17 protein-coding genes are annotated in these 21497 nt (G+C 43.9%); 6 read left to right on the forward strand and 11 right to left on the reverse strand.

Features of this window, described 5'->3' with window-relative positions; all coding sequences use genetic code 11:
- Nucleotides 1-40: 40 nt before the first annotated feature.
- The 8 genes from nqrF to O9X84_RS16085 form a co-directional block, all read right to left on the reverse strand.
- On the reverse strand, nucleotides 41-1273 hold the full coding sequence (gene nqrF, locus O9X84_RS16050; protein ID WP_163107327.1) for an NADH:ubiquinone reductase (Na(+)-transporting) subunit F: 1233 nt from the start codon (nucleotides 1271-1273) through the stop codon (nucleotides 41-43).
- Between the two features lie 20 nt (nucleotides 1274-1293).
- Entirely contained in the window at nucleotides 1294-1902 is a 609-nt protein-coding gene (nqrE, locus tag O9X84_RS16055; RefSeq protein ID WP_032095525.1) for an NADH:ubiquinone reductase (Na(+)-transporting) subunit E, read from the reverse strand.
- A gap of 3 nt (nucleotides 1903-1905) precedes the next feature.
- Nucleotides 1906-2538, reverse strand: a complete 633-nt coding sequence (locus O9X84_RS16060) for an NADH:ubiquinone reductase (Na(+)-transporting) subunit D (protein ID WP_032095524.1) — start codon at nucleotides 2536-2538, stop codon at nucleotides 1906-1908.
- 10 nt (nucleotides 2539-2548) lie between these two features.
- On the reverse strand, nucleotides 2549-3313 hold the full coding sequence (locus O9X84_RS16065) for a Na(+)-translocating NADH-quinone reductase subunit C (RefSeq protein ID WP_163107326.1): 765 nt from the start codon (nucleotides 3311-3313) through the stop codon (nucleotides 2549-2551).
- On the reverse strand, nucleotides 3303-4505 hold the full coding sequence (locus tag O9X84_RS16070; protein ID WP_163107325.1) for an NADH:ubiquinone reductase (Na(+)-transporting) subunit B: 1203 nt from the start codon (nucleotides 4503-4505) through the stop codon (nucleotides 3303-3305). The genes O9X84_RS16065 and O9X84_RS16070 overlap by 11 nt, the downstream gene beginning before the upstream one ends.
- Before the next feature lie 3 nt (nucleotides 4506-4508).
- Entirely contained in the window at nucleotides 4509-5849 is a 1341-nt protein-coding gene (locus O9X84_RS16075; RefSeq protein WP_269520701.1) for a Na(+)-translocating NADH-quinone reductase subunit A, read from the reverse strand.
- A 483-nt stretch (nucleotides 5850-6332) separates the two neighbouring features.
- The gene (gene fabV / locus O9X84_RS16080) at nucleotides 6333-7511 is read right to left on the reverse strand and encodes an enoyl-ACP reductase FabV (protein ID WP_269520702.1); all 1179 of its coding nucleotides are present in this window, start codon (nucleotides 7509-7511) and stop codon (nucleotides 6333-6335) included.
- Between the two features lie 288 nt (nucleotides 7512-7799).
- The gene (locus O9X84_RS16085; RefSeq protein WP_269520703.1) at nucleotides 7800-8420 is read right to left on the reverse strand and encodes an FKBP-type peptidyl-prolyl cis-trans isomerase; all 621 of its coding nucleotides are present in this window, start codon (nucleotides 8418-8420) and stop codon (nucleotides 7800-7802) included.
- Between the two features lie 233 nt (nucleotides 8421-8653).
- On the opposite strand from O9X84_RS16085, the gene ppc reads away from it, so the two are divergent.
- A complete protein-coding gene (gene ppc / locus O9X84_RS16090) occupies nucleotides 8654-11275 on the forward strand; it encodes a phosphoenolpyruvate carboxylase (protein WP_269520704.1) in 2622 nt (873 codons plus the stop codon).
- A 188-nt stretch (nucleotides 11276-11463) separates the two neighbouring features.
- Complete coding sequence (locus O9X84_RS16095; protein ID WP_269520705.1) at nucleotides 11464-12261, forward strand: hypothetical protein; 798 nt, start codon at nucleotides 11464-11466, stop codon at nucleotides 12259-12261.
- Nucleotides 12262-12483: 222 nt separating this feature from the next.
- Here O9X84_RS16095 and mdh read toward each other — a convergent pair whose 3' ends face one another.
- On the reverse strand, nucleotides 12484-13422 hold the full coding sequence (gene mdh / locus O9X84_RS16100; RefSeq protein WP_032095517.1) for a malate dehydrogenase: 939 nt from the start codon (nucleotides 13420-13422) through the stop codon (nucleotides 12484-12486).
- A 260-nt stretch (nucleotides 13423-13682) separates the two neighbouring features.
- Here mdh and argR point away from each other — a divergent pair, with 260 nt between their 5' ends.
- Nucleotides 13683-14147 (forward strand): transcriptional regulator ArgR, encoded by a 465-nt coding sequence (argR, locus tag O9X84_RS16105; RefSeq protein ID WP_269520706.1) that lies wholly within the window; start codon nucleotides 13683-13685, stop codon nucleotides 14145-14147.
- Nucleotides 14148-14311: 164 nt separating this feature from the next.
- Here argR and O9X84_RS16110 read toward each other — a convergent pair whose 3' ends face one another.
- Nucleotides 14312-14995: a type 1 glutamine amidotransferase domain-containing protein gene (locus O9X84_RS16110; RefSeq protein ID WP_269520707.1), complete on the reverse strand. Its 684-nt coding sequence runs from the start codon at nucleotides 14993-14995 to the stop codon at nucleotides 14312-14314.
- Between the two features lie 252 nt (nucleotides 14996-15247).
- Complete coding sequence (locus O9X84_RS16115) at nucleotides 15248-18391, reverse strand: TonB-dependent receptor (RefSeq protein ID WP_269520708.1); 3144 nt, start codon at nucleotides 18389-18391, stop codon at nucleotides 15248-15250.
- A 498-nt stretch (nucleotides 18392-18889) separates the two neighbouring features.
- On the opposite strand from O9X84_RS16115, the gene O9X84_RS16120 reads away from it, so the two are divergent.
- The 3 genes from O9X84_RS16120 (at nucleotide 18890) to udk (ending at nucleotide 21494) form a co-directional block, all read left to right on the forward strand.
- On the forward strand, nucleotides 18890-19660 hold the full coding sequence (locus tag O9X84_RS16120; RefSeq protein WP_269520709.1) for a PhnD/SsuA/transferrin family substrate-binding protein: 771 nt from the start codon (nucleotides 18890-18892) through the stop codon (nucleotides 19658-19660).
- A gap of 2 nt (nucleotides 19661-19662) precedes the next feature.
- Nucleotides 19663-20625, forward strand: coding sequence for a hypothetical protein (locus O9X84_RS16125; protein WP_269520731.1), 963 nt, complete (start codon nucleotides 19663-19665; stop codon nucleotides 20623-20625).
- 245 nt (nucleotides 20626-20870) lie between these two features.
- On the forward strand, nucleotides 20871-21494 hold the full coding sequence (udk, locus tag O9X84_RS16130) for a uridine kinase (protein ID WP_032095511.1): 624 nt from the start codon (nucleotides 20871-20873) through the stop codon (nucleotides 21492-21494).
- Nucleotides 21495-21497: the final 3 nt, after the last annotated feature.

The following is a 21497-nucleotide window of genomic DNA, read 5'->3' on the forward strand; positions in this document are numbered from 1 at the left end:
AAAGGGGCTTACGCCCCTTTTTTAAACTTATTTGCGTAGATTAACCACCGAAGTCATCTAGCATGATGTTCTCGTCTTCAACACCTAACTCTTTAAGCATGTTGATAACGGCAGCGTTCATCATAGGTGGCCCACACATGTAGAACTCACAATCTTCTGGGGCAGGGTGATCTTTCAAATATCTTTCTAGCAATACTTGGTGAATAAACCCAGTTTCGCCTTCCCAGTTATCTTCAGGTTGTGGATCAGAAAGCGCTACATGCCACTGGAAGTTCTCGTTTTCTGCAGCTAGCTCGTCGAAATCTTCTGTGTAAAACATTTCACGAAGTGAACGTGCACCGTACCAGAAACTCATCTTACGCGATGATTTTAGACGACGAAGCTGGTCGAAGATGTGTGAACGCATTGGGGCCATACCAGCACCACCACCTACGAATACCATTTCGTTCTCAGTGTCCTTCGCGAAGAACTCACCGAACGGACCAGAGATAGTCGCTTTATCACCTTCTTTAAGGCTCCAAATGTACGATGACATTTTACCAGCAGGTAGGCTTAAGTTATTAGGCGGCGGCGTAGCAATACGCACGTTCAGCATAATAATGCCTTCTTCCTCTGGGTAGTTCGCCATTGAATATGCACGAATGGTTTCTTCATCTACTTTAGACTCAATGTCAAAGAAGCCAAAGCGCTCCCAGTCACCACGGTACTCATCAGGAATTTCAAACTCTTTATACTTAACATGGTGAGCAGGTGCTTCAATTTGAATGTAACCACCAGCACGGAAAGGTACACTTTCACCGTTAGGAATTTTAAGTTTCAGTTCTTTGATGAAGGTTGCTTTATTATCGTTAGAGATAACTTCACAATCCCATTTCTTAACACCAAACACCGACTCTTCAAGTTCGATTTCCATGTCTTGCTTAATCGCAACCTGACAAGACAAACGGCAGCCTTCACGTGCTTCACCTTTAGTGATGTGATCAAGCTCGGTAGGTAAAATCTCACCACCACCTGAATGCACATCTACGCGACACTGACCACAAGAGCCACCGCCACCGCACGCTGAAGATACAAAGTAACCAGCATCTGCAAGCGCACCTAGCAACTTGCCGCCTGGCTCAGTTTTAATAGCTTTGTCCGGATCACCATTAATTGTAATAGTAACGTCACCACTTGGAACCAATTTAGACTTGGCAAACATGATGATGAATACTAGTGCCAATACAATGGCAATGAACATGCCGACGCCTAGATAAATTTCTACGTTATTCATTTAAATGCTCCCGAGCTCGATTAAAGCTGAATACCAGTGAATGACTGGAAGCCTAACGCCATAAGACCCGCAATCATGAATACCGATCCAAGACCGCGAATACCGTCAGGCATATCTGCGTATTTCAGCTTTTCACGTACAGCGGCCAATAGCACAATAGCAATTGCCCAACCGATACCACTTCCTACGCCGTAAACTACACTTTCGGTCAAGTTATATTCACGTTGAACGGCAAATGCTACGCCACCAAAAATTGCACAGTTAACTGTGATTAGTGGTAGGAAGATACCAAGTGCGTTGTATAGCGCTGGAAAGAACTTATCCAAACTCATTTCTAATATCTGTACCAACGCAGCAATAACGCCGATGAAGGTTAGAAAGTTAAGAAAACTTAAGTCAGCTTCTGGGAAGCCTGCCCATGCAAGCGCACCCGGAGCAAGGATATTAACGTAAATGATTTGGTTAACAGGTACTGATATACCAAGCACAACGATTACTGCTACACCAAGACCCATTGCAGTTTTAACTTTCTTAGATACCGCCAAGAAGGTACACATACCTAAGAAAAGTGATAACGCCATGTTCTCAACAAATATTGAGCGAACAAATAACGACAAATAATGTTCCACGACTTACTCCTTAGGCTCTACTTGCTCTGGACGGATAGTACGGATAAACCATATCAAACCGCCGATTAAGAAGAATGAACTGAATGGCAGTATTAACAGCCCGTTACCCTGATACCAACCACCGTTCTGAACAAGCGGAAGGATCTCAAATCCAAGAATAGTACCGAAGCCAAATAGTTCTTTGATGGTACCAATAACTACTAGAACGAAAGAGTATCCTAAGCCGTTACCAATTCCGTCAAGGAAGCTCATAAGAGGTGGACTCTTCATCGCATAGGCTTCTGCACGCCCCATTACGATACAGTTAGTAATTATCAATCCGACGAACACCGACAGCTGTTTCGAAATTTCATACGAATACGCTTTCAATATTTGGTCAACAACGATTACCAATGAGGCAATGATTGTCATTTGGATAATAATTCGAACACTAGAAGGTATCTGGTTGCGAATAAGTGAGATAAACAAGTTTGAGAATGCTACAACGCTTGTTAGTGCTAATGACATTACCAACGCTGTTTCTAGCTTTGTGGTAATTGCCAGTGCTGAACATACCCCTAATACCTGAAGGGCGATCGGGTTGTTGTCCAAGATTGGCCCAAAGAGGGCCTTTTTCATTTCTTTAGTATCTGCCATGAGACTTCCCTTATGAACGCCATGCTTGGTTCTTCAGGAACTGGCCGAAGCCTTGCTCGCCTACCCAGTAACGAATTGTGTTTTCTACACCGTTACTTGTTAGGGTCGCACCTGAAAGCGCATCAATTGTGTGAGGATTGCTTGGGTTAGCATTCTTTACTACTCGAATGGCTACATCACCATTTTCGTATATTTCCTTGCCATCCCATTTGTCCTGCCACGCTGGATTTTGAACCTCACCGCCTAGTCCTGGCGTTTCTTTTTGCTGATAGTAAATAAGCTCACGAACAGTTTGTCCGTCTGCATCTAGCGCTAAGAAGCCGTACATAAGATCCCATAGTCCGCTGCCGTGCACTGGAAGAATAATGCGTGAAACATCACCTTGTGCGTCACGTACCAAGTAAACACTGGCTACGTCAGGGCGGCGTTGGAAACCAACATTGCTGTTTGTTACTTGCGTGCTGTATTCAGTTTGTTTAGCAGCCTTATACATATCGTAATCTGCAGTTGGCGCTTCAACGAATTGACCGCTATCCAGATTAACGAAGCGCGGTTCAACACGCTCGGCGTAAGTGCTTTCAATAACGCTGTTGCTCATGCCCATCTCGTATAGGCCTGCGGCGTTAAGGATATTACTCTTCTTATCAAGAGCAGCGTTCGTCTGCTGTAGCGAGCGCAGGCCAACGGCCGCGCCAGATACAACAATTGAACATACTAAACATACGGCAACAACAATACCTACCGTTTTGCCTAAAGATTCTTTCTTAGCCGACACGTGCTACCCTCCGCTTGATATTGCTCTGCGCGACGAAATAGTCGAACAATGGTGCCCACAAGTTAGCAAATAGAATCGCTAGCATCACACCTTCAGGGAAGGCTGGGTTCAATACGCGTATTAATACCGTCATGAATCCGATGAAGAAGCCGTAAGCCCATTTACCTTGGTTTGTGAATGCAGCCGATACTGGGTCTGTTGCCATAAAGAACATACCGAAGGCAAGTCCACCCACTACAAAGTGCCAGTATGCAGGCATTGCAAACATCGCGTTAGTATCGCTACCGATTAGATTTAGCAATGTTGCAAAGAACGCTACACCAAGACCAACACCGGCAACGATGCGCCAGCTTGCAATACGCATGTACATGATGAATAAACCACCAAGAATAATCGCAAGGGTCGATACTTCACCAGCAGAACCTGAGATAGTACCCAAGAAGCTGTTCATCCAGTGATCCATGTTTGCGTAGTCAAGTTGGCCTGATGCCGCTTGGCTTAGTGACGTTGCACCTGAGTAACCGTCTGCTGCTACCCATACTTGGTCACCTGAAATTTGTGCAGGGTATGCAAAGTATAAGAACGCACGACCAGACAATGCTGGGTTTAAGAAGTTACGGCCTGTTCCGCCAAATACTTCTTTGGCGATAACCACACCGAAGGTAATACCCAATGCTACTTGCCACAAAGGAATTGTTGCAGGTAACGTTAGTGCGAAAAGTACTGAGGTTACGAAGAAACCTTCGTTAACTTCGTGCTTACGCACCGAAGCAAAAAGCACTTCCCAGAAACCACCTACAATGAAGGTAGTGGCATAAATAGGTAACCAGAAACACGCTCCGTAGAAGAACATGCCTAGTACGCCTGCATTCGATAAGTCTCCGCCTAGGGCTGAGAACAAACCTGCCTGCCACGTATCTGGCAGTGTACCTGCACCAGCAGCAATCGCGTCTTGCGCTTGAAAACCAATGTTGTACATACCAAAGAACATAGCTGGGAATGTTGCCATCCAAACCATGATCATTATGCGCTTAAGATCGATACTGTCGCGCACGTGAGTGTTTGCTTTATTTACTTTGCCTGGCGTGTAAAAGATGGTCGCCGCAGCTTCGTAAAGCGCATACCACTTTTCATGCTTACCACCTGGCTCGAAGTTCGGTTCGATTTTTTCTAAATACGCTTTTAAACCCATGACTTAACCCTCTTTCTCTATCGTGGCCAAACAGTCGCGTAAAATAGGAGCATAGTTATACTTGCCAGGGCATACATATGTACACAATGCCAAATCTTCTTCGTCCAACTCTAAGCAACCCAATGTCTGAGCACTGTCAGTATCACCAGAAATCAGATCCCTAAGCAAAAGCGTAGGAATGATATCTAGGGGCATAACGCGTTCATAATTACCAATTGGAACCATAGAGCGTTCAGAACCATTGGTAGTTGTTGTCATATCAAATTTCTTGCTACCACCTAAATGACCTAGGTAGGCACGTGTCACTGAGTGCTTGTCTGAGCCTGGAGTAATCCAACCAAAGAGCTTTTTCTCGTGACCTTCTTTTAATAATGATACTTGCGTGTGAAAACGACCTAAATAACCGTGAACACCTTGTGCTGTTGTACCGTTAAGTACAGAGCCCGACACAACGCGAACGTCGCCGTCAACAAGTTCATTTTCTGTTAGTTCTGCTAAATCAGCACCCATCGTTGTGCGAACAAGGCGTGGATTCTTAGCTGCAGGACCTGCTACTGAAATTACACGTCGGCTGTCAAGTTCACCTGTTGTCAGTAACGCGCCAATGGCGATCACGTCTTGGTAATTAACATGCCACACGGTTTTGTTCATGCCAGCAGAATCTAAATAATGAATATGCGTACCTGGAAGACCCGCTGGGTGTGGACCACCAAACTCTTCTACGTCTACCGCGGCATCACCGGTTGCTACCGATGTACCTGGTGCTTTACAAACGTAAGTCTTTCCACCGCTCAACTGCGTTAATGCCTTCAGACCATTTGCAAAGTCTTCTTGGCGCTCAGCAATAATCACAGCCGGATCGGCTGCAAGTGGATTAGTATCCATTGCTGTAACAAAAATTGAGTTTGGTACAGAATCTAACGCAGGCGATTTGCTAAATGGACGCGTACGAATCGCTGTCCACATGCCAGATTCCACTAGGATTGATTGAAGCTGCTCTCGTGAAGCACTTGAGATTTGCTCAGCAGATAGCGTATCAAATTTAACAGCATCGCTGCCGTTTGCTTTGATGACTACAGACTGAAGCACTCGTTTTGCACCACGATTAACCTCTACCACCTCACCCGCAACTGGTGCAGTGAATTTAACGCCAGGGTTCTTTTTATCTTCAAAAAGAACTTGGCCTTTCTTCACTACATCGCCAGCTTGGACGTGCATGGTAGGGCGCATACCCACATATTCTTCTCCCAGAATGGCAACGCGCGTTGCAGCAGATGCATCAGCAATCTCCTGCTTTGGCGCTCCCTCAATTGGGAGGTCGAGACCTTTCTTGATTTTTATCATATGTAATTGCACTACTCTAATATAAATACCCTTTTGCATAACCGCAGTTATCCTGCCTGTCAGCATGCAAAAGCGTACTAGTAACAGGTGCTAAACACCTTTTTGTTTTGATTGGCGGAACTTACCGATAAGGTCGCGGTATGCTTGCTACGTTGCCGCAACGGTTTGTTCCTAATGCGGGCTTCTCGCCCTGTTTTTATTGAACAACAGTAATTGAACTATTTGTTGCGATAACTCTGATATCAAATTCGTTACTGTTGTATAAGCGAAACACCGTCAAAAGCTTCTCACTTAATATCGGGATTTTAGCATTAACCAATACCTTTGTGCCACGCAAATCACATATAAAGACAAAAATTTCGACAATTTAATGTAAACCTATGGTCTTTATCAGCTAATTTTTGCTTTTAAGGTGTTAAAGAAGCTGTAAAAAAGCCGCCCTCACAGGCGGCTTTAAACACATTTTAGAACATTAATTTGGACTTACCAACTTACTTGAGGATCCATATCCTGCTCGTAATCTACCGACTCTATGTCAAATCCGAATAGCTTAAGAAATTCGTGATGATAGCCAGCGTAATCACTTAATTCATGAAAGTTTTCTTGTGTAACTTGGTCCCACAACACCTTAACTTTTGCCTGCGTCGCGTCGTTGGTTTCTTTTGCATCCATACGATAACGATTGGCTTCATCAAGAATGGGGTTATCGCCAAAAAGACACTGGGTGAATAAACCGTGAATTTGCTCTATGCACCCCTCGTGCGTTCCCTCTTCTTTCATCACTTTGTAAATAAGCGAAATATAAAGAGGCATCACGGGAATTGCTGAACTTGCTTGAGTAACAAGTGCTTTAAGCGAACTGACGTTAGCCTCAACAAATAAATCGCTATTTTTACCAATAATAGCTGCAGCAGCGCGGTCTAAATCTTCTTTCGCTTTACCGATAGTCGCTTGCCCATAAATAGGCCAGGTTAATTCCTTACCAATGTAGGTATAGGCAGTTGTCTTGCACCCTTCGGCCAGCACATCGGCATCGCGAAGAAAGTCCATCCAGCGCTCCCAGTCTTCTCCACCCATTACTTTGATGGTATTGAGAATTTCATCATCATTTGCTGGCTCTAAAGATACATCGTGCACTTTGTCTTTATCAGTATCGTAGGTCTTAGTGGTATAGGCCTGACCTACAGGCTTTAAAGTAGACTTATAGGTAACGCCCGTTTCTGGGTCTGTTCTACGCGGTGAAGCAAGGCTGTAGATAACAAGGTCTACTTTTCCGATATTTTGCTTAATCTTTTCGATAGTTTCTGCTTTTATCTCATCAGAAAATGCATCACCGTTCACAGTGTCTGCGTATAAACCTTTGGCGTTAGCTTCTTTATGAAAAGCGGCGGTGTTATACCAACCAGCGGTACCTGTTTTTCTCTCCGTTGGGGCTTTTTCAAAACATACACCCAAGGTTTTAGCGCCATATCCAAAGGCTGAAGTAATTCGAGATGCCAGGCCATAGCCTGTTGAGCTGCCAATAACGAGTACGTTTTTTGGTCCATCACCTAGGTCGCCCTGACCTTGTACATATGCGATCTGTTCTTTAACTGATGCTGTACAGCCCGCTGGATGCGCGTTTGTACATATGAAGCCTCTCACTTTAGGCTTAATAACCATAATAATTTTCCTTATTTAAGCGTGGCGCTATTGTAATGCCGTCATTGCGATTAACAACTCGGAGCAGATCGAAAATTGTTTATTCCATCACACAGCATAACGCAAAGGAAGGGGTATTGAATATGGTCTTGCTAAAAGGCCAATCTACTGAAGATGTTTTTTACGGAAGGTACTTTTAATAGGTAGTGTTTTTCACAAAACAAGATTTTTATTGATGGTACTTTACTACACCAGATGATTTTTAGTAGAGATTGGGGCGCAGCAAAATACTGCGCCCCAACAGGCTGATTAACCTAGAATGTCGAGTAATTCAACATCAAAAATCAGAGTACTGTAAGGTGCAATTGCTGCGCCAGCACCTTGCTCACCATAGGCAAGATCATGCGGCACATATAAACGCCATTTTGCGCCAACTTTCATGCTTTGAAGTGCTTCAGTCCAACCTTTAATTACACCGCCTACTGGGAACTCTGCAGGCTGACCACGCTCGTAAGAGCTGTCGAATGTTGTACCGTCAGTTAAGGTGCCGTGGTAATGAACTCTAACCGTGCTTTCAGCAACCGGTGAATCACCCTCGCCTTCAGCAACCACTTCATATTGTAGACCAGATTCAGTTACGTTAACTTCGTCGCGCTTTGCGTTGTCTTCAAGAAACTTAGTGCCTGCTTCTATTACAGCCTTGCTAGCTTCTTCTTTAGCCGCTTGCATACGGTTGTGTATTTCACCGAACGCATCGCGAAGTGTATCGTTGTCAACTTGAGGTGCAGAAGCCGCAAACGCATCTTTTAAGCCAGCAACAACTGCATCAATTGCTAAACCGTCAAAAGGGTTAGATTGTAGTTGTTGGCCCATTTGGTAACCAATGCCATAACTCGCTTGGGTTTCTACTGTATTGAAAGTATCAGTCACAATAACTCCTGAAATTAAATTACAAATGCAGTACGAATTTTAAACAACTCGCATACTGCGAGAATTTTTCTGCATTTTCCGGTGCGAGAGTGTACCACACCATAATTTATCTTGCCTTCAGCATTGTTAATAAGGCTGTAAAAGTATCAAAATGTTGTAAATTATAACCGAAAGAGGTTAGACAAGTTGCAAAGGACGCAGTATGGTTAGAACCATATATTTAGGAGGATAGCATGCAAACTCATCACGATGCTGAACTAAAAGATACCGTTCGATATCTTGGAAAGACACTTGGCGAAACTATTAAAAATCAGTTGGGTCAAGAATGGCTTGATCGTATTGAAAAAATACGAATCGACGGCAGAGCCTCGTATCAAGGCGACGGAAAATGTAGCGAAGAACTGAAAGAAACTTTCAAAACCATGTCTGACGATGATTTACTCACCGTTGGTCGTGCATTCGCGCAGTTTTTGAATTTAGGCAATATTGCTGAGCAAGAGTACAACGCAGCGATGAATGTTGATGCGTCGATGGATGCATTATTTGAGCACCTTGATAAAGCCGAACTCACCACTGAGAAAGTACAAGAGGCTGTAGGCAAACTCAATATCGACCTTGTTTTAACCGCCCACCCTACTGAAGTTACTCGTCGAACGCTAATACACAAGCATAAAGAACTCGCTGACTGCTTACAGGCTGTTCACCAAGAGTCACTCAACGATGTGGATCGCGGCCAAGTAGAAACCCGTATCGCCGACTTGATTGCACAGGCGTGGCATACTGAAGAAATTCGTTCGGTTCGCCCTACACCTGTAGACGAGGCTCGCTGGGGCTTCTCGGTCATCGAAAACTCACTATGGGAAGCAGTTCCAGACTTCCTTCGCGAGTTAAGTGATCGCCTTACTAAAGATTACAATGTTGCATTGCCGCTTGACGCTTCCCCTGTTCAGTTCAGTTCTTGGATGGGCGGCGATCGCGACGGCAACCCATTCGTTACTTCAAAGGTAACTGAGCAAGTATTGTTATTGGCAAGAAAGCGAGCTGCAAAATTATTTGCTATCGATTTAGATCGCCTGCAGGTTGAGCTTTCAATGTACGACTGCAACGACGATGTACGCGCTAAAGTAGGCGATGCCAACGAGCCTTACCGAGCCCTTTTACGTCCGCTAGTAAGTCGCTTCATCAAAACTCGTGACGGTATTGACGACTACCTTGCAGGGAAAAACCCTGATTCATCGGATTGGATTGAAAGCGACGACGAGCTTATCGATGCACTTATGCTGTGTCATCAATCGTTAATTGACTGTGGTATGCAGGTTGTTGCTAATGGCTTATTGCTAGACACCATTCGCCGCGCTCGCGTATTCGGTATTCATCTTCTACGCCTTGACGTACGTCAAGATTCAGAGCGTCATTCAGATGTATTCAGTGAGCTAACGCGTTATCTCGGCCTTGGTGATTACGCACAGTGGAGCGAAGCAGACAAGCAGGCATTCTTATTACGCGAGCTAGGCTCGAAGCGTCCCTTATTCCCGGCTAAATGGGATGCATCAGATGACGTAAAAGAAGTACTCGATACCTGTAAAGTTGTGGCTAAACACAGCAAGCACGGTTTTGGTATTTATATTATTTCGATGGCGAGTGAACCCTCTGACGTGCTTGCTGTGCAGCTATTGTTGCAAGAAAGTGGCGTAAGCTGGCCAATGCCTGTTGCGCCATTATTTGAAACATTAGATGACTTAAACAACTCGCCTGATGTAATGCGCAAGCTACTGTCAATTGACTGGTATCGCGGATACGTGAAAGGCCGTCAGTTTGTAATGATTGGTTACTCTGATTCTGCAAAAGACGCAGGTGCACTAGCCGCTGGTTGGGCACAATATCAGTCTCAAGAAGCGCTCGTTGCCATTGCTGAAGAGTTTGATGTGTCACTGACGTTGTTCCACGGTCGTGGCGGTACTATCGGTCGTGGTGGCCTACCTGCTCACGCCGCTATTTACTCGCAACCTCCAGGGTCTCTTGAAGGCGGCTTCCGTGTGACGGAACAAGGTGAGACCATTCGCTATAAGTTTGGTATGCCAACACTTGCTAAACGTAGCTTAGGTATTTATGCCAGCGCTATTATTGAAGCAATGTTGTTCCCGCCTCCGGCACCAAAAGAAGAATGGCGAGAGCTTATTACTACTATGGCAGGTCAAGGCCGCGACAACTATCGCGCCACTGTACGCCACGATAAAGAGTTTGTTCCTTACTTCCGCGTTGCAACACCTGAACAAGAGCTTGGCAAGTTGCCGCTAGGCAGCCGCCCTGCTAAGCGTAAACCTCAGGGCGGTATTGAAAGCTTACGTGCTATTCCGTGGATATTTGCATGGGCACAAACGCGCTTAGTACTGCCTAGCTGGCTTGGCGTTATGCGTGCAATCGACAGCGTGAAAACACCAGAAAACGAGAAAGTCGTTAACGAAATGTTCAGCGAATGGCCATTTTATCGTTCGCGCTTATCCATGCTTGATATGGTGTTTCACAAAGCCGACCCACGCATCAGTGAAGCGTATGATGAGCGCCTAGTGCCAAAAGAGCTTAAGCACTTTGGTGAAGCCCTGCGTACTGAGTTAAAAGAGAGTATTTCTTCTCTACTCGCGATAACTGGCGAACAGGACATTATGGCCAATGATCCACAAGGCAAAGAGTCGATGGAAATTCGCGCAGCGTATTTGCAGCCGCTTCACTATCTGCAAATTGAATTGCTTGACCGCATCCGCAAAGCAGGCGATGAGTCGCAAAATACCAGCTTAGAACGCGCTATGATGGTGACGATTGCAGGTATTGCCATTGGTATGCGTAATACTGGTTAATAGAAACAACGTTAATTTGATGAGCGGTCAGTTAACCGATTGACGACCTCATTATTCGAAAAGCCCGTACTGGATTAACAGCACGGGCTTTTTTATTTGAATTATTAAAGAAAACTGGTATTACTCCTATTGGCAATACGAGCCTGATAACCTTAAAAGCCCTCTCCTCTTTTTTTAAAGGATTAAAAATGCGCACTATTCTACTAACACTATTTATTGCATCGTTGTCGCTAAGTAATATCGGCAACGCTAAAACTATGGAAATGCCACCAGGGTTATGGGAAGGCATTGCTGATGATGAATTAACCTTTAGACTGCTTGAAATTACTGACAGTGATGAACACTACTTCTATGAAATAGTCATCCCGGGTGGTTTGAAAAAAGTTCGACGTACAGCCTTCACCAATAACGATATAAAGTGCATAGAAAACCGGTGCACAATCAACACTATTATTGAAGACAACGTAACGCGAACTCTCACCCTATCTCCTTATTTAGGGATCGGTTTTTCGGTTTTAGAATCTAGCTATAAAGGGGATGATAGTTATTTATCTCGAACCTATCGGCTTGTAAAACAGGAAGCAAAATCCACCCCCCGTAAATTTGTTGAGAATCGTAAGCATCTCATTCTGGACGCTGAGAAGAGTTTAGTAGAGCACCCCTACGGCACATGGGTTGGCGTGATGCAGTATTTAGATAAACCAGAGCTGGCATTACTGCAATTAAACGAGCATAAACAGGGAACATTGAGTGTATATAGCAAAGGCACCAATACATTTCAGGAAACTCAAACTCATTTTTCACCAGACAACGTCAGTATAAACGGTAAAGTGATCGAGATTGAAGCCTCACACACTACCTTTGCCTCAAACATTCTTTTATTTGTTAAAGCAGAAGGCATGATACACGGTTATACCTATGCCTTACATAAAGGTTATCCAGCTGGCACGGGGGAAATAAAACTGTACAGAATCAAAAACCAATAAGGCAGCGAAGCCCAAAGGATGTAACAAAAAGGCTGGATACGTAAGGGTGTAACAGACTGTCTGCTCTAAAACTGAAACGCAGTAAATGAGTGCTATGCGGGGAATGCTTGAACTGGTTGGCTTGTAATAAGCAGGCTCTCCACCGCATGGATGCGGTGGCGAAGCCTACAAGGATGTATTCACGGCGGGCCTGCGTTTACGAGCCTACCAGTGATTTCACCCCTAGCCGTTTACGAAGTCTACGCCTAGCTTGATATCGCCACGTAGGCCTTCAAGCATGTCGTTTTTCGCTTTTTCTTCGAATGCGCTTAGCTCGCCGTATGGCAAGATTTCTTCAACACCGTTTGCACTAAGGCGAACTGGGTGTGCAAAGAATGCTGCGTCGTCGCTGTCGTCAGTTTGTACATAAGTGTACTCAACCACGTTCTCGCCTTGCATTGCTGCTACAAGAGATAGGCAGAAACGCGCTGCTGCTTGACCCATAGAAAGGGTTGCAGAACCGCCGCCCGCTTTTGCTTCAACAACTTCAGTACCCGCATTTTGGATACGAGTCGTTAGGCTAGCCACTTCTTCGTCAGTAAACTCAACACCTTCAACTTGTGAAAGAAGAGGTAGAATAGTTGTGCCAGAGTGACCACCAATGACTGGTACGTGCACAGAAGCAACATCTACACCTTTGAGCTCAGCAACGAAGGTTTCAGCACGAATAACGTCAAGCGTCGTTACACCGAAAAGTTTGTTTTTGTTGTAAACGCCTTTTGCTTTAAGCGTTTCAGCTGCAATAGCAACTGTAGTGTTAACTGGGTTGGTGATGATTCCAACACACGCATCTGGACAGTTATCAGCAACACCTTCAATAAGGTTTTTAACGATTCCAGCGTTGATGTTGAATAGATCAGAACGATCCATACCCGGCTTACGTGGCATACCAGCTGGAATAAGAACAACGTCTGATCCAGTTAGTGCACCAGCTAGGTCATCTTTACCGTGACCGGTTACTTTAACCGCAGTGGGGATGTGGCTTAAATCAACTGCAACACCAGGAACCACTGGCGCAACATCATAAAGCGCTAAATCTGAACCTGCTGGCAATTGTGTTTTTAACAACAACGACAGCGCTTGACCGATACCACCTGCAGCACCTAACACGGCTACTTTCATACCATTTCTCCTATGGGATTACTCACGTATTTAAACGGAACGTCACACTAATGCAACGCGGGGGAAAACTCAATCACCGGATCGTCTTATTGACGTCATAAGCAGCGATATTTTGTCAATATTCATTATCATGGATGATTATGCAAACAAATTGCCTAAAGTCCACCTGTGGGGCACAATATGCGAATAAAAACTGAATTCAGTTGTTTTGGCCATACCCTACTGGTGAAAACAACTAGTGAGACAAAAAAGAGCACTTAATGGCTAATACAAAACAAGAACAACTGATTAAAGCTTTCAAAGAGATACTTAAAGCTGAGAGCTACGGTTCACAAGGTGAAATAGTAGACGCCTTAAAGGCCCAAGATTTTGACAACATCAGTCAATCGAAGATATCAAGAATGCTCAGTAAGTTTGGAGCCGTACGTACTCGTAACGCCCGTGGTGACATGGTGTACTGTCTTCCCCCTGAGCTTGGTATGCCTACCGCTAAAAGCCCCTTAAAACAGCTAGTGCTTGATGTAGTACACAACAATGTCATGGTTATCATTAGAACTAGCCCTGGCGCCGCACAGCTCATTGCACGCCTGCTCGACTCTTTGAGTAAGAAAGATGGCGTACTAGGCACCATTGCCGGTGACGATACTATTTTTATCGCCCCTGCGGATGTTCAGAAAATTGAAGAACTACGAGTTCGTGTGGAAGAGTTATTCGACAATGTTTAGCTCAGACAATGTTTAGCTAAGTCTTGCTAGGCCATATACGTCACAAACTATAAAAAAGCCGCCGATGAAGATTCACTATGAAGTGAGGTCATCGACGGCTTTTTTTGCGTTTTAGTTCACGTTATCGTGTTATTTGCACAATCGTTTTTGTGCACCTGAGTACACTACGACAGTAACTTAATTAACGCATCTGCAGCAGGTCGTGATGACGGTGGATTTTGGCCTGTTACCAATAACCCGTCGGTACATACCTTCACAGCAAAGTCGTCTGCAGCTTCAAATTTACCGCCTTTATTTCGCAGCTCGTCTTCCACTAAATAAGGCACCACATCAGTTAACTGCATTACAGCTTCTTCACTGTTTGTGAAACCTGTTACTGCCTTACCTGCAACAAGAAAGCTACCGTCAGGCATCTTCACGTCTTTTAGTACGATTGGCGCATGGCACACCGCACCAACAGGCTTATTCGCGGCAATAGTATCTTCAATTAATTTGATTGAATGAGCGTTGTCCGACAAATCCCATAACGGGCCATGTCCGCCTGGGTAAAATACCGCATCGAATTCTTCTGCCCTTACATCCTCCAGTGGAATAGTAGAAGCAATGGCACTTCGAGCAATATCGTCTTTTGTATAGCGAATAGCATCATCGGTCATCGCGTCATCAGAGAGGCTATTGGGGTCGATAGGTACCTGACCACCCATAGTCGATGCGAGTGTAATGGAGTAGCCCTGGTCTTTGAATGCATAGTAGGGAGAGGCAAACTCTTCCAACCACATACCAGTTTTGTTACCCGTATCGCCCATAATTTCGTGTGATGTCATTACCATAAGAATAGACTTTGACATTTGACCTCCTTGCGTTGATTTCCAGAAAATAGAGTCTTCTTCTTTCGTCCAAGGTGAATGATTAGATCAATATCCTAATGAAACGAATGATATAGCGTCATCACTACCGCATCAAAAGTGCTTATTAAACGCTACTCGAAATTTTATTAAACAATAAAAAATGCCACTGTCTAGTAAAGACAGTGGCATTTTATTTATCGTATTGAGTGGTCTTTTAAAAAAAACCACTACGCGATGTATACTTACTAAAACTTAGAAACGATAGTTAACACCCACACGAACTTCCCAAAGTGAAGCACCACGATTCACAGACTCTGCAGGAAGACTGAAGTTTTCATACACGAGTTGACCAGCATCGTTAGTATCAACGTCAACAACTTCTTGACGAGTTTGGAATTGACGGAAATCACCCCATTCATCATTTAGCATATTAGTTAAGTTTTCAATAACGAAGAACGCGCTAGCAGTATGTCCCTCATAGAAGCCCGGTAGCTCTTGAGAGATACGAACATCCGCTTTAACCCACCATTTTGCATTTTGAGCATTTCGTTCTGTTACTTGACCACGTGCTAGCCCTTCAGCCGCTACCCAATCATTAAACGCTGCTTCATTCTCAGGAGAATCAAATACAACATTTGCGTCGTTCGCAGTTGGGATGTAAAGCAATTGACGGAAGTCTGCACTGTCCCAACCAAATGCATTGTTTTCGCCGAACACATAGGAGAACGGTGCGCCTTCATTCGCAGTCATAAACAAGTTGAAACGAGTTGAATAACCATCGAAGAACTCGTGCTCATAACCAACCGAAAGGTTAAAACGGTGATTAATTGCATAATCAGAAGTTGCCGCCGCAGGGTTAATTGGATCAGTTGTTGCGGTAGCTCCCCAGTTTGAACCTGCCGTAGAGCTAGTCATTGGATGCGCATCTTCCGCATCAACAAACGCATAGCCAAGTGTTGCATCAAGTCCAAAGTCCCATTCTTTCGATACTGACGTTGACAATACTATTGAGCTGCCACTGTCGCCATTAACGTTACCGAGAATAAGATCCTGTCCAATTCGACGCGATGGATCAAGCTGTTCGTAGACAGGGCGTCCGTCAAATGTCGTAGTACCGGTTGGAACAATATTGGCTTCGCGAACAATTGGTGCATCGCGACGGTCTGTATAAATAACATCAGCTGTCACTAAATAATCACCAGGAGCTATCCAAGTAGTTCCCAAAGAGTATTTCCATTCTGATGGAATTTCAAAGTCTGGATCGGTTGCATTTACAAATGCGTCACCATCGGTAAGACTAGTGTTTGCAACTTTGTCAACCAAGTCTTGCGGGGCATCAAAGATTGGCTGACCGCCGCCTGAAAGAGGAATATCAAAGATCGATGTTTCGCCTCGAACGTAACCAGGAATATCGTTACCGAATCTGTTTACTTGTGTACCCACATTCGTCACGCCGTCATTAGAATAGGCGTTCGAAATCCACACATTTGGATTACCACCAGAGTAAAGACCAAATCCACCACGGATCTCAAGGTCTTCATTAACGGTATAGTTGAAACCTACGCGTGGTTGTAATAAGTCTAGACCATCGACGTTTGCTGTGTTTGCGAAACCATAACGTTCAGTAAAGTTTTGATTTAATGTTGGTCTGTCGTCTGAACCGTATGTTTCGTAGCGCAAACCGGCCATTATTTTCAAGTCATCTGTCAAATAGAACTCGTCTTGAACATAAAACGTTGCTATATCTTGACTAAATGAGGCACCTGCGTCCGCTGGGTTGTTAGTACCTGCAGAATTATTATAATAAATCTGGTCAGCTAATCCTGCTTCAAAATCTGCGATACTGTTGAAGCGGTATTCACCAACAGTGTGCTGCATGAACAGATTAAAAACGTCAACTTCTTCATATTCGAAACCAGCAGTAATAGTGTGCTCGCCGTAATAATAAGTACCCGCGAGTTTGAAGTTCAGCACTTCATAATTTAACTGGTTGGATTGACGTGAGTCATCTGGGCCGATGTATATAGTACCACCGCCGTCAGTGCGTATTTGTGCTTCACCAAAGCCAGAAGCTGCATCAATTGAGTTCTGACGATTATCTAAATCAGTATGGCCGATACGTAACTCGGTTACAAAATCATCCGTCCAATCAGAAAACAATGAACCTACTATGGTCGTTAATTCTGCACCACGTTCGTAGAAGTGATTGCTAAGAGATAAGCGACGTGAGCCGCCGTCAGATTGGCTAATGCTGAAACCGTCGTTCCAGTTGTACACCAAGTTGGCACGATGTGAATCTGAAATATTCCAATCTAATTTCACTAGAATTTTTTCATCTTCAATTGGCGCTGAACCAGGTAGACCACCTATGTCATACCCATATACGCTTTGGGCAATCTGAGAAACCTGACTGACTTCATCAGACGTTACTGAATTTCCAAGCGCGTCGTAATTGAAAAGCTGAACACCTTCCAATTTTTCATAAGCACCGAAGAAAAACAGTGTGTCTTCAATAAGAGGGAAACCTACATTTACGCCATAGCGCTTCTCGGTGTAATTACCATTGTCTCGCTCATCTCCATTAACTTCTTCACCGCGTAAAGAATCGCTTGTGTAATCGAAGAATGCGCTACCAGCTATTTCGTTGGTACCTGACTTTGTTACTGCGTTGATGTTACACGCTGTAAAGCCGCCATATTCAACATCAAAAGGAGATAATTCTACCGCTACCTGTTCTATTGCGTCGTATGAAAAAGGCTGCCTCTCTGTTGGAAATCCGTTGCTATTCAGACCAAACGCATCATTCAAACGAATGCCGTCCAATGTAAGGCTATTGAAACGTGGGCTTGCACCACCACAGCTAATCGCATCGTTTGAACTCTCGTCCAAGAATACGCGTGGGTCGGCACGAACGATGTCTCCGATACTACGGTTTATTGCTGGTGCATTTTGAAGTGTTTCGAAATCGAATATTGATTGTGGTCCAGTTGCACCAAAAGCAGAAGCTGCTAGAGCGCTACCGCTTACAGAGATGACTTCGATGTCGCTAAGGTCGTCAAGCTTTAAATTAACGCCGAATGCACTACCCAGTTGAAGATAAACATCTTCAACTGTCGTGTCTTGATACGCATCTGAATCAATAATAATCTTATATGGGCCGCCAACACGTAAGCCCCTAAGATTGAAAGTTCCATTTTCTCCAACAGTTACTTCTCTAACAGAGCCTGAAGGTTCGTGAATAACTGTGATAGATGTACCAGCAGCAGGTGCGCCAGTAGGTGTAAGGATTCGACCCTCTACAGCAGATGCAGTTTCCTGCGCCATTGCTGCGGTAGACAAACCGATAGACAACGCAACAGCAGCTGCTATGCGGCTGAACTTAGCTGGAGTGTTCATGTGTGTGTTTCCCTTTTGTTTAGAATCTTTTTCTAATTAGATGTTACTGACAATTTTTGCTCGCCCAGTTAGGGGGCGAAAGTTCGCTAGATTGTCTTCGAGCTTCGTGTCATTTTTATTACAAAATTGCATTTTTATTTACGCAGAGTTCCGTGTTACCGAATCAGCTACGCCATTTAAGCTGACCAAACGGTCAAGTTAAATTACTTATTATTATTATTTGATCCTTTTTACAATTTACGTCGGTATTCTTGCCACAACTGCGACTAATAAACAGCGTTTAACAAAAATCAGTTTAACCCAGACAAATATCATTAAAAACAGTACGATAGGCCATTTAAATAAATTTACCTATTGCAATAAATAATCTTAACTGTTGAAATACTACTTTCGATTATTAACTTTATTGGTCGCTGTTTGACAACTCATCGCATTGTTTCTTATTTAAAATGGTGGTTATTAATACTCGTAGTAGTTTGCTGCGTCTCAGTTAATTATTTGTCAAATTTGACAAATTTTGCTGACATACCGCCGCAAACGGGCCATTTTTTAACCTGCAATGCTGAATTTTCAGCCAATGCCGACCGTTTTTCAGTATATGTTACAGATAGCCGAATTGCACAACTTGCGAGTGAAAAAATCTGTAACAATAGTGTCATAAAGCGGCAGTATGGAGAAGTGAGAGTTATCATAGGCCAGAGCGACTACGATACCTTCAGATATATAAACCACGGTGTGGTTGATTTAGCCTTAGTGAAAAGGAACGTGGTAGACGCATTCGCAGCCAATGATATTTATGGCTTAACCCCTATTGCATCTCACCCAAATTACGGGGCGTTCTTTATCTCGTTGCGAGAGCAGCCCAAATTAGAGAAAGAATATTTATTGGGTAAACGAATTGGCCTCCTCGACTACCCGAGCAGCCGCTCGGGACACATCGTTCCAAAGACTGTGCTCAAAAGGCTGGGTTTAACTGATACCAATGTAAGTATAGTGTATTACAGTTCACATCAGGAACTGAGACGAGCACTCTTGGCAGGAGAGGTTGATATCATTTCCTCTTATTGGGCAAAAGACGATGAAGAAATCTTATCAAAGAACTATACAACTCCATTATTGCAGCAGGTAAGTGGAATGCGCTGGTATTTGAAGATGCAGACAGAAAATACCGATTTATTTTGCGCAATGCAGACCGTCATCCATGATATCGCCATGGAACATCCTCGGTCCTACTATAAAAATATTGTACTTGAGGAAGGCTGCCAGTGAACATGTCGAGCAAAGTGTCGTTTAAACCTAAACGAAGAATCTTCATCAATGGGATATTACTTTTCATAGTACTACAGATTGTTGCAATTGCTGGACAACTGCTCTCTTACCAAAGCACCCTTCACCGAGCTATTGATAAGGTTGAGCGAAGAATTAGTTTGGACAGTGCTTTTTTAGATGTGGGTAATCAAACTCTGCAGACTCCGGTAAACAGTTTCGCAATATGGCAATACACTACAAAGCTAAATAAAGAGCTGTCGCAGCGAGGTTACCCTATTTTAGTGAAGTCGATTCAGGGTGAAGAATTTAAAAGCGAGGATATCACCGAAGTCAACTTTCCAAAAACCCACACAACAGTTTTAAAAAATGCTGAACAACGTATAGATATTGAAATAGTAAGCAAGCCTACTTCCCACGCACTTTATTTTAGCTGGACAGCTTTACTCATAGCTTTGCTTGTGACGCCAGTGTTTGCAATTAATACACGATTTACCGCAAAACAAAGAGCCCTTCGAGAAGAGGCCCTGTTACCTCCTATTCCGAAACTTATTATTAATTTGGAAGATAAAACCATATCTAACGGCGTTACTGACAATGTAGTGATCTTACAGAACAAGCCCCTTTGTTTTTACACTGCGTTAGTGAAATTCTGCATTGAGAATCCTGAAGAGCCTTTACCACCGCACAAAGACGTACCTAGCGAGTTAGTGGCACTGGCAAATAAAAGTTTTGGTCGACTTATTGAGTTAGGTCATACCAAACGAAAAAGGCCAGATTTCAATGCTAATTTAGATAAAACCCTCAGCGAAATTCGTGCAGCACTTGATGAAGTATTTGCCAACTTCGTTACGGAAAAAGAAACCTACTATCCGCCAAGAGCGCAAGGAGAGGGATCTCGCTCAAAACAGCATTCTTACGCTTTACCCAAAATCACTTTAGCCGACATAGAAATTATTGGTAACTAAGATCGTAAAAGCCTAGAATTTCCGCTTTAAATTTGAACAACAACCCGCTGTATGTGAATAATATTGACCAATTGGATAACTTCTTCGTGTTTTAATGAAGGGCCTGCAATACCTTGAAATATCGGTAAACTTCAAGAATAGACCAAGCAAAGACCAGACCAAAAACCAGCGAAACATGAATATAACATTGATTCGTGAGGGCTAAGCGCGTATCTTTGCACCAACAAAATCAGCTTTAAAGTACTATGCAATCGCCATTAATTATTGCCATTTCTGGAGCTTCAGGCTCTGGAAAGTCTCTTTTTACGAAAAATTTATTTAACGGATTCAGCGCACAAGGCCGTCCTGTACAGGTTTTGCGCGAGGATCATTACTACCGTGCGCAAGATCATTTGCCCATGGAGCAGCGCGAGCAAAATAACTACGACCATCCAAACGCATTTGAGCACGAGCTGCTTAAAGCGCATTTGCAGGCGTTAAGAGAGGGGCAGCCAATCGACTATCCTCACTATTGCTATAAAACACATACTCGTTTGCCTGAAACTGAGCGCTTAAACCCAGCACCAGTTATCATTCTTGAAGGTATTATGTTGCTTGCTCGTACGGACCTTCTTCCTTTGTATGACGTGAAGATCTTTATCGACACGCCATTGGATATTTGCTTGATGCGCCGAATGATGCGCGACCTAAAAGAACGCGGGCGCTCTATAGAGTCTGTGGCCAAGCAGTATGAAGAAACAGTAAAACCAATGTACCACCAGTTTATTGAGCCAAGCCGCTTTACTGCCGACGTAGTAGTAACGCAGGGTGGAAAAAATCAAATAGCATTAGATGTGATTAAATCACACATTCAGCAAGCGCTTCTTTAAGGG

The organism is Alteromonas sp. BMJM2, from assembly GCF_027257845.1.
Classification (GTDB): Bacteria; Pseudomonadota; Gammaproteobacteria; order Enterobacterales; family Alteromonadaceae; genus Alteromonas.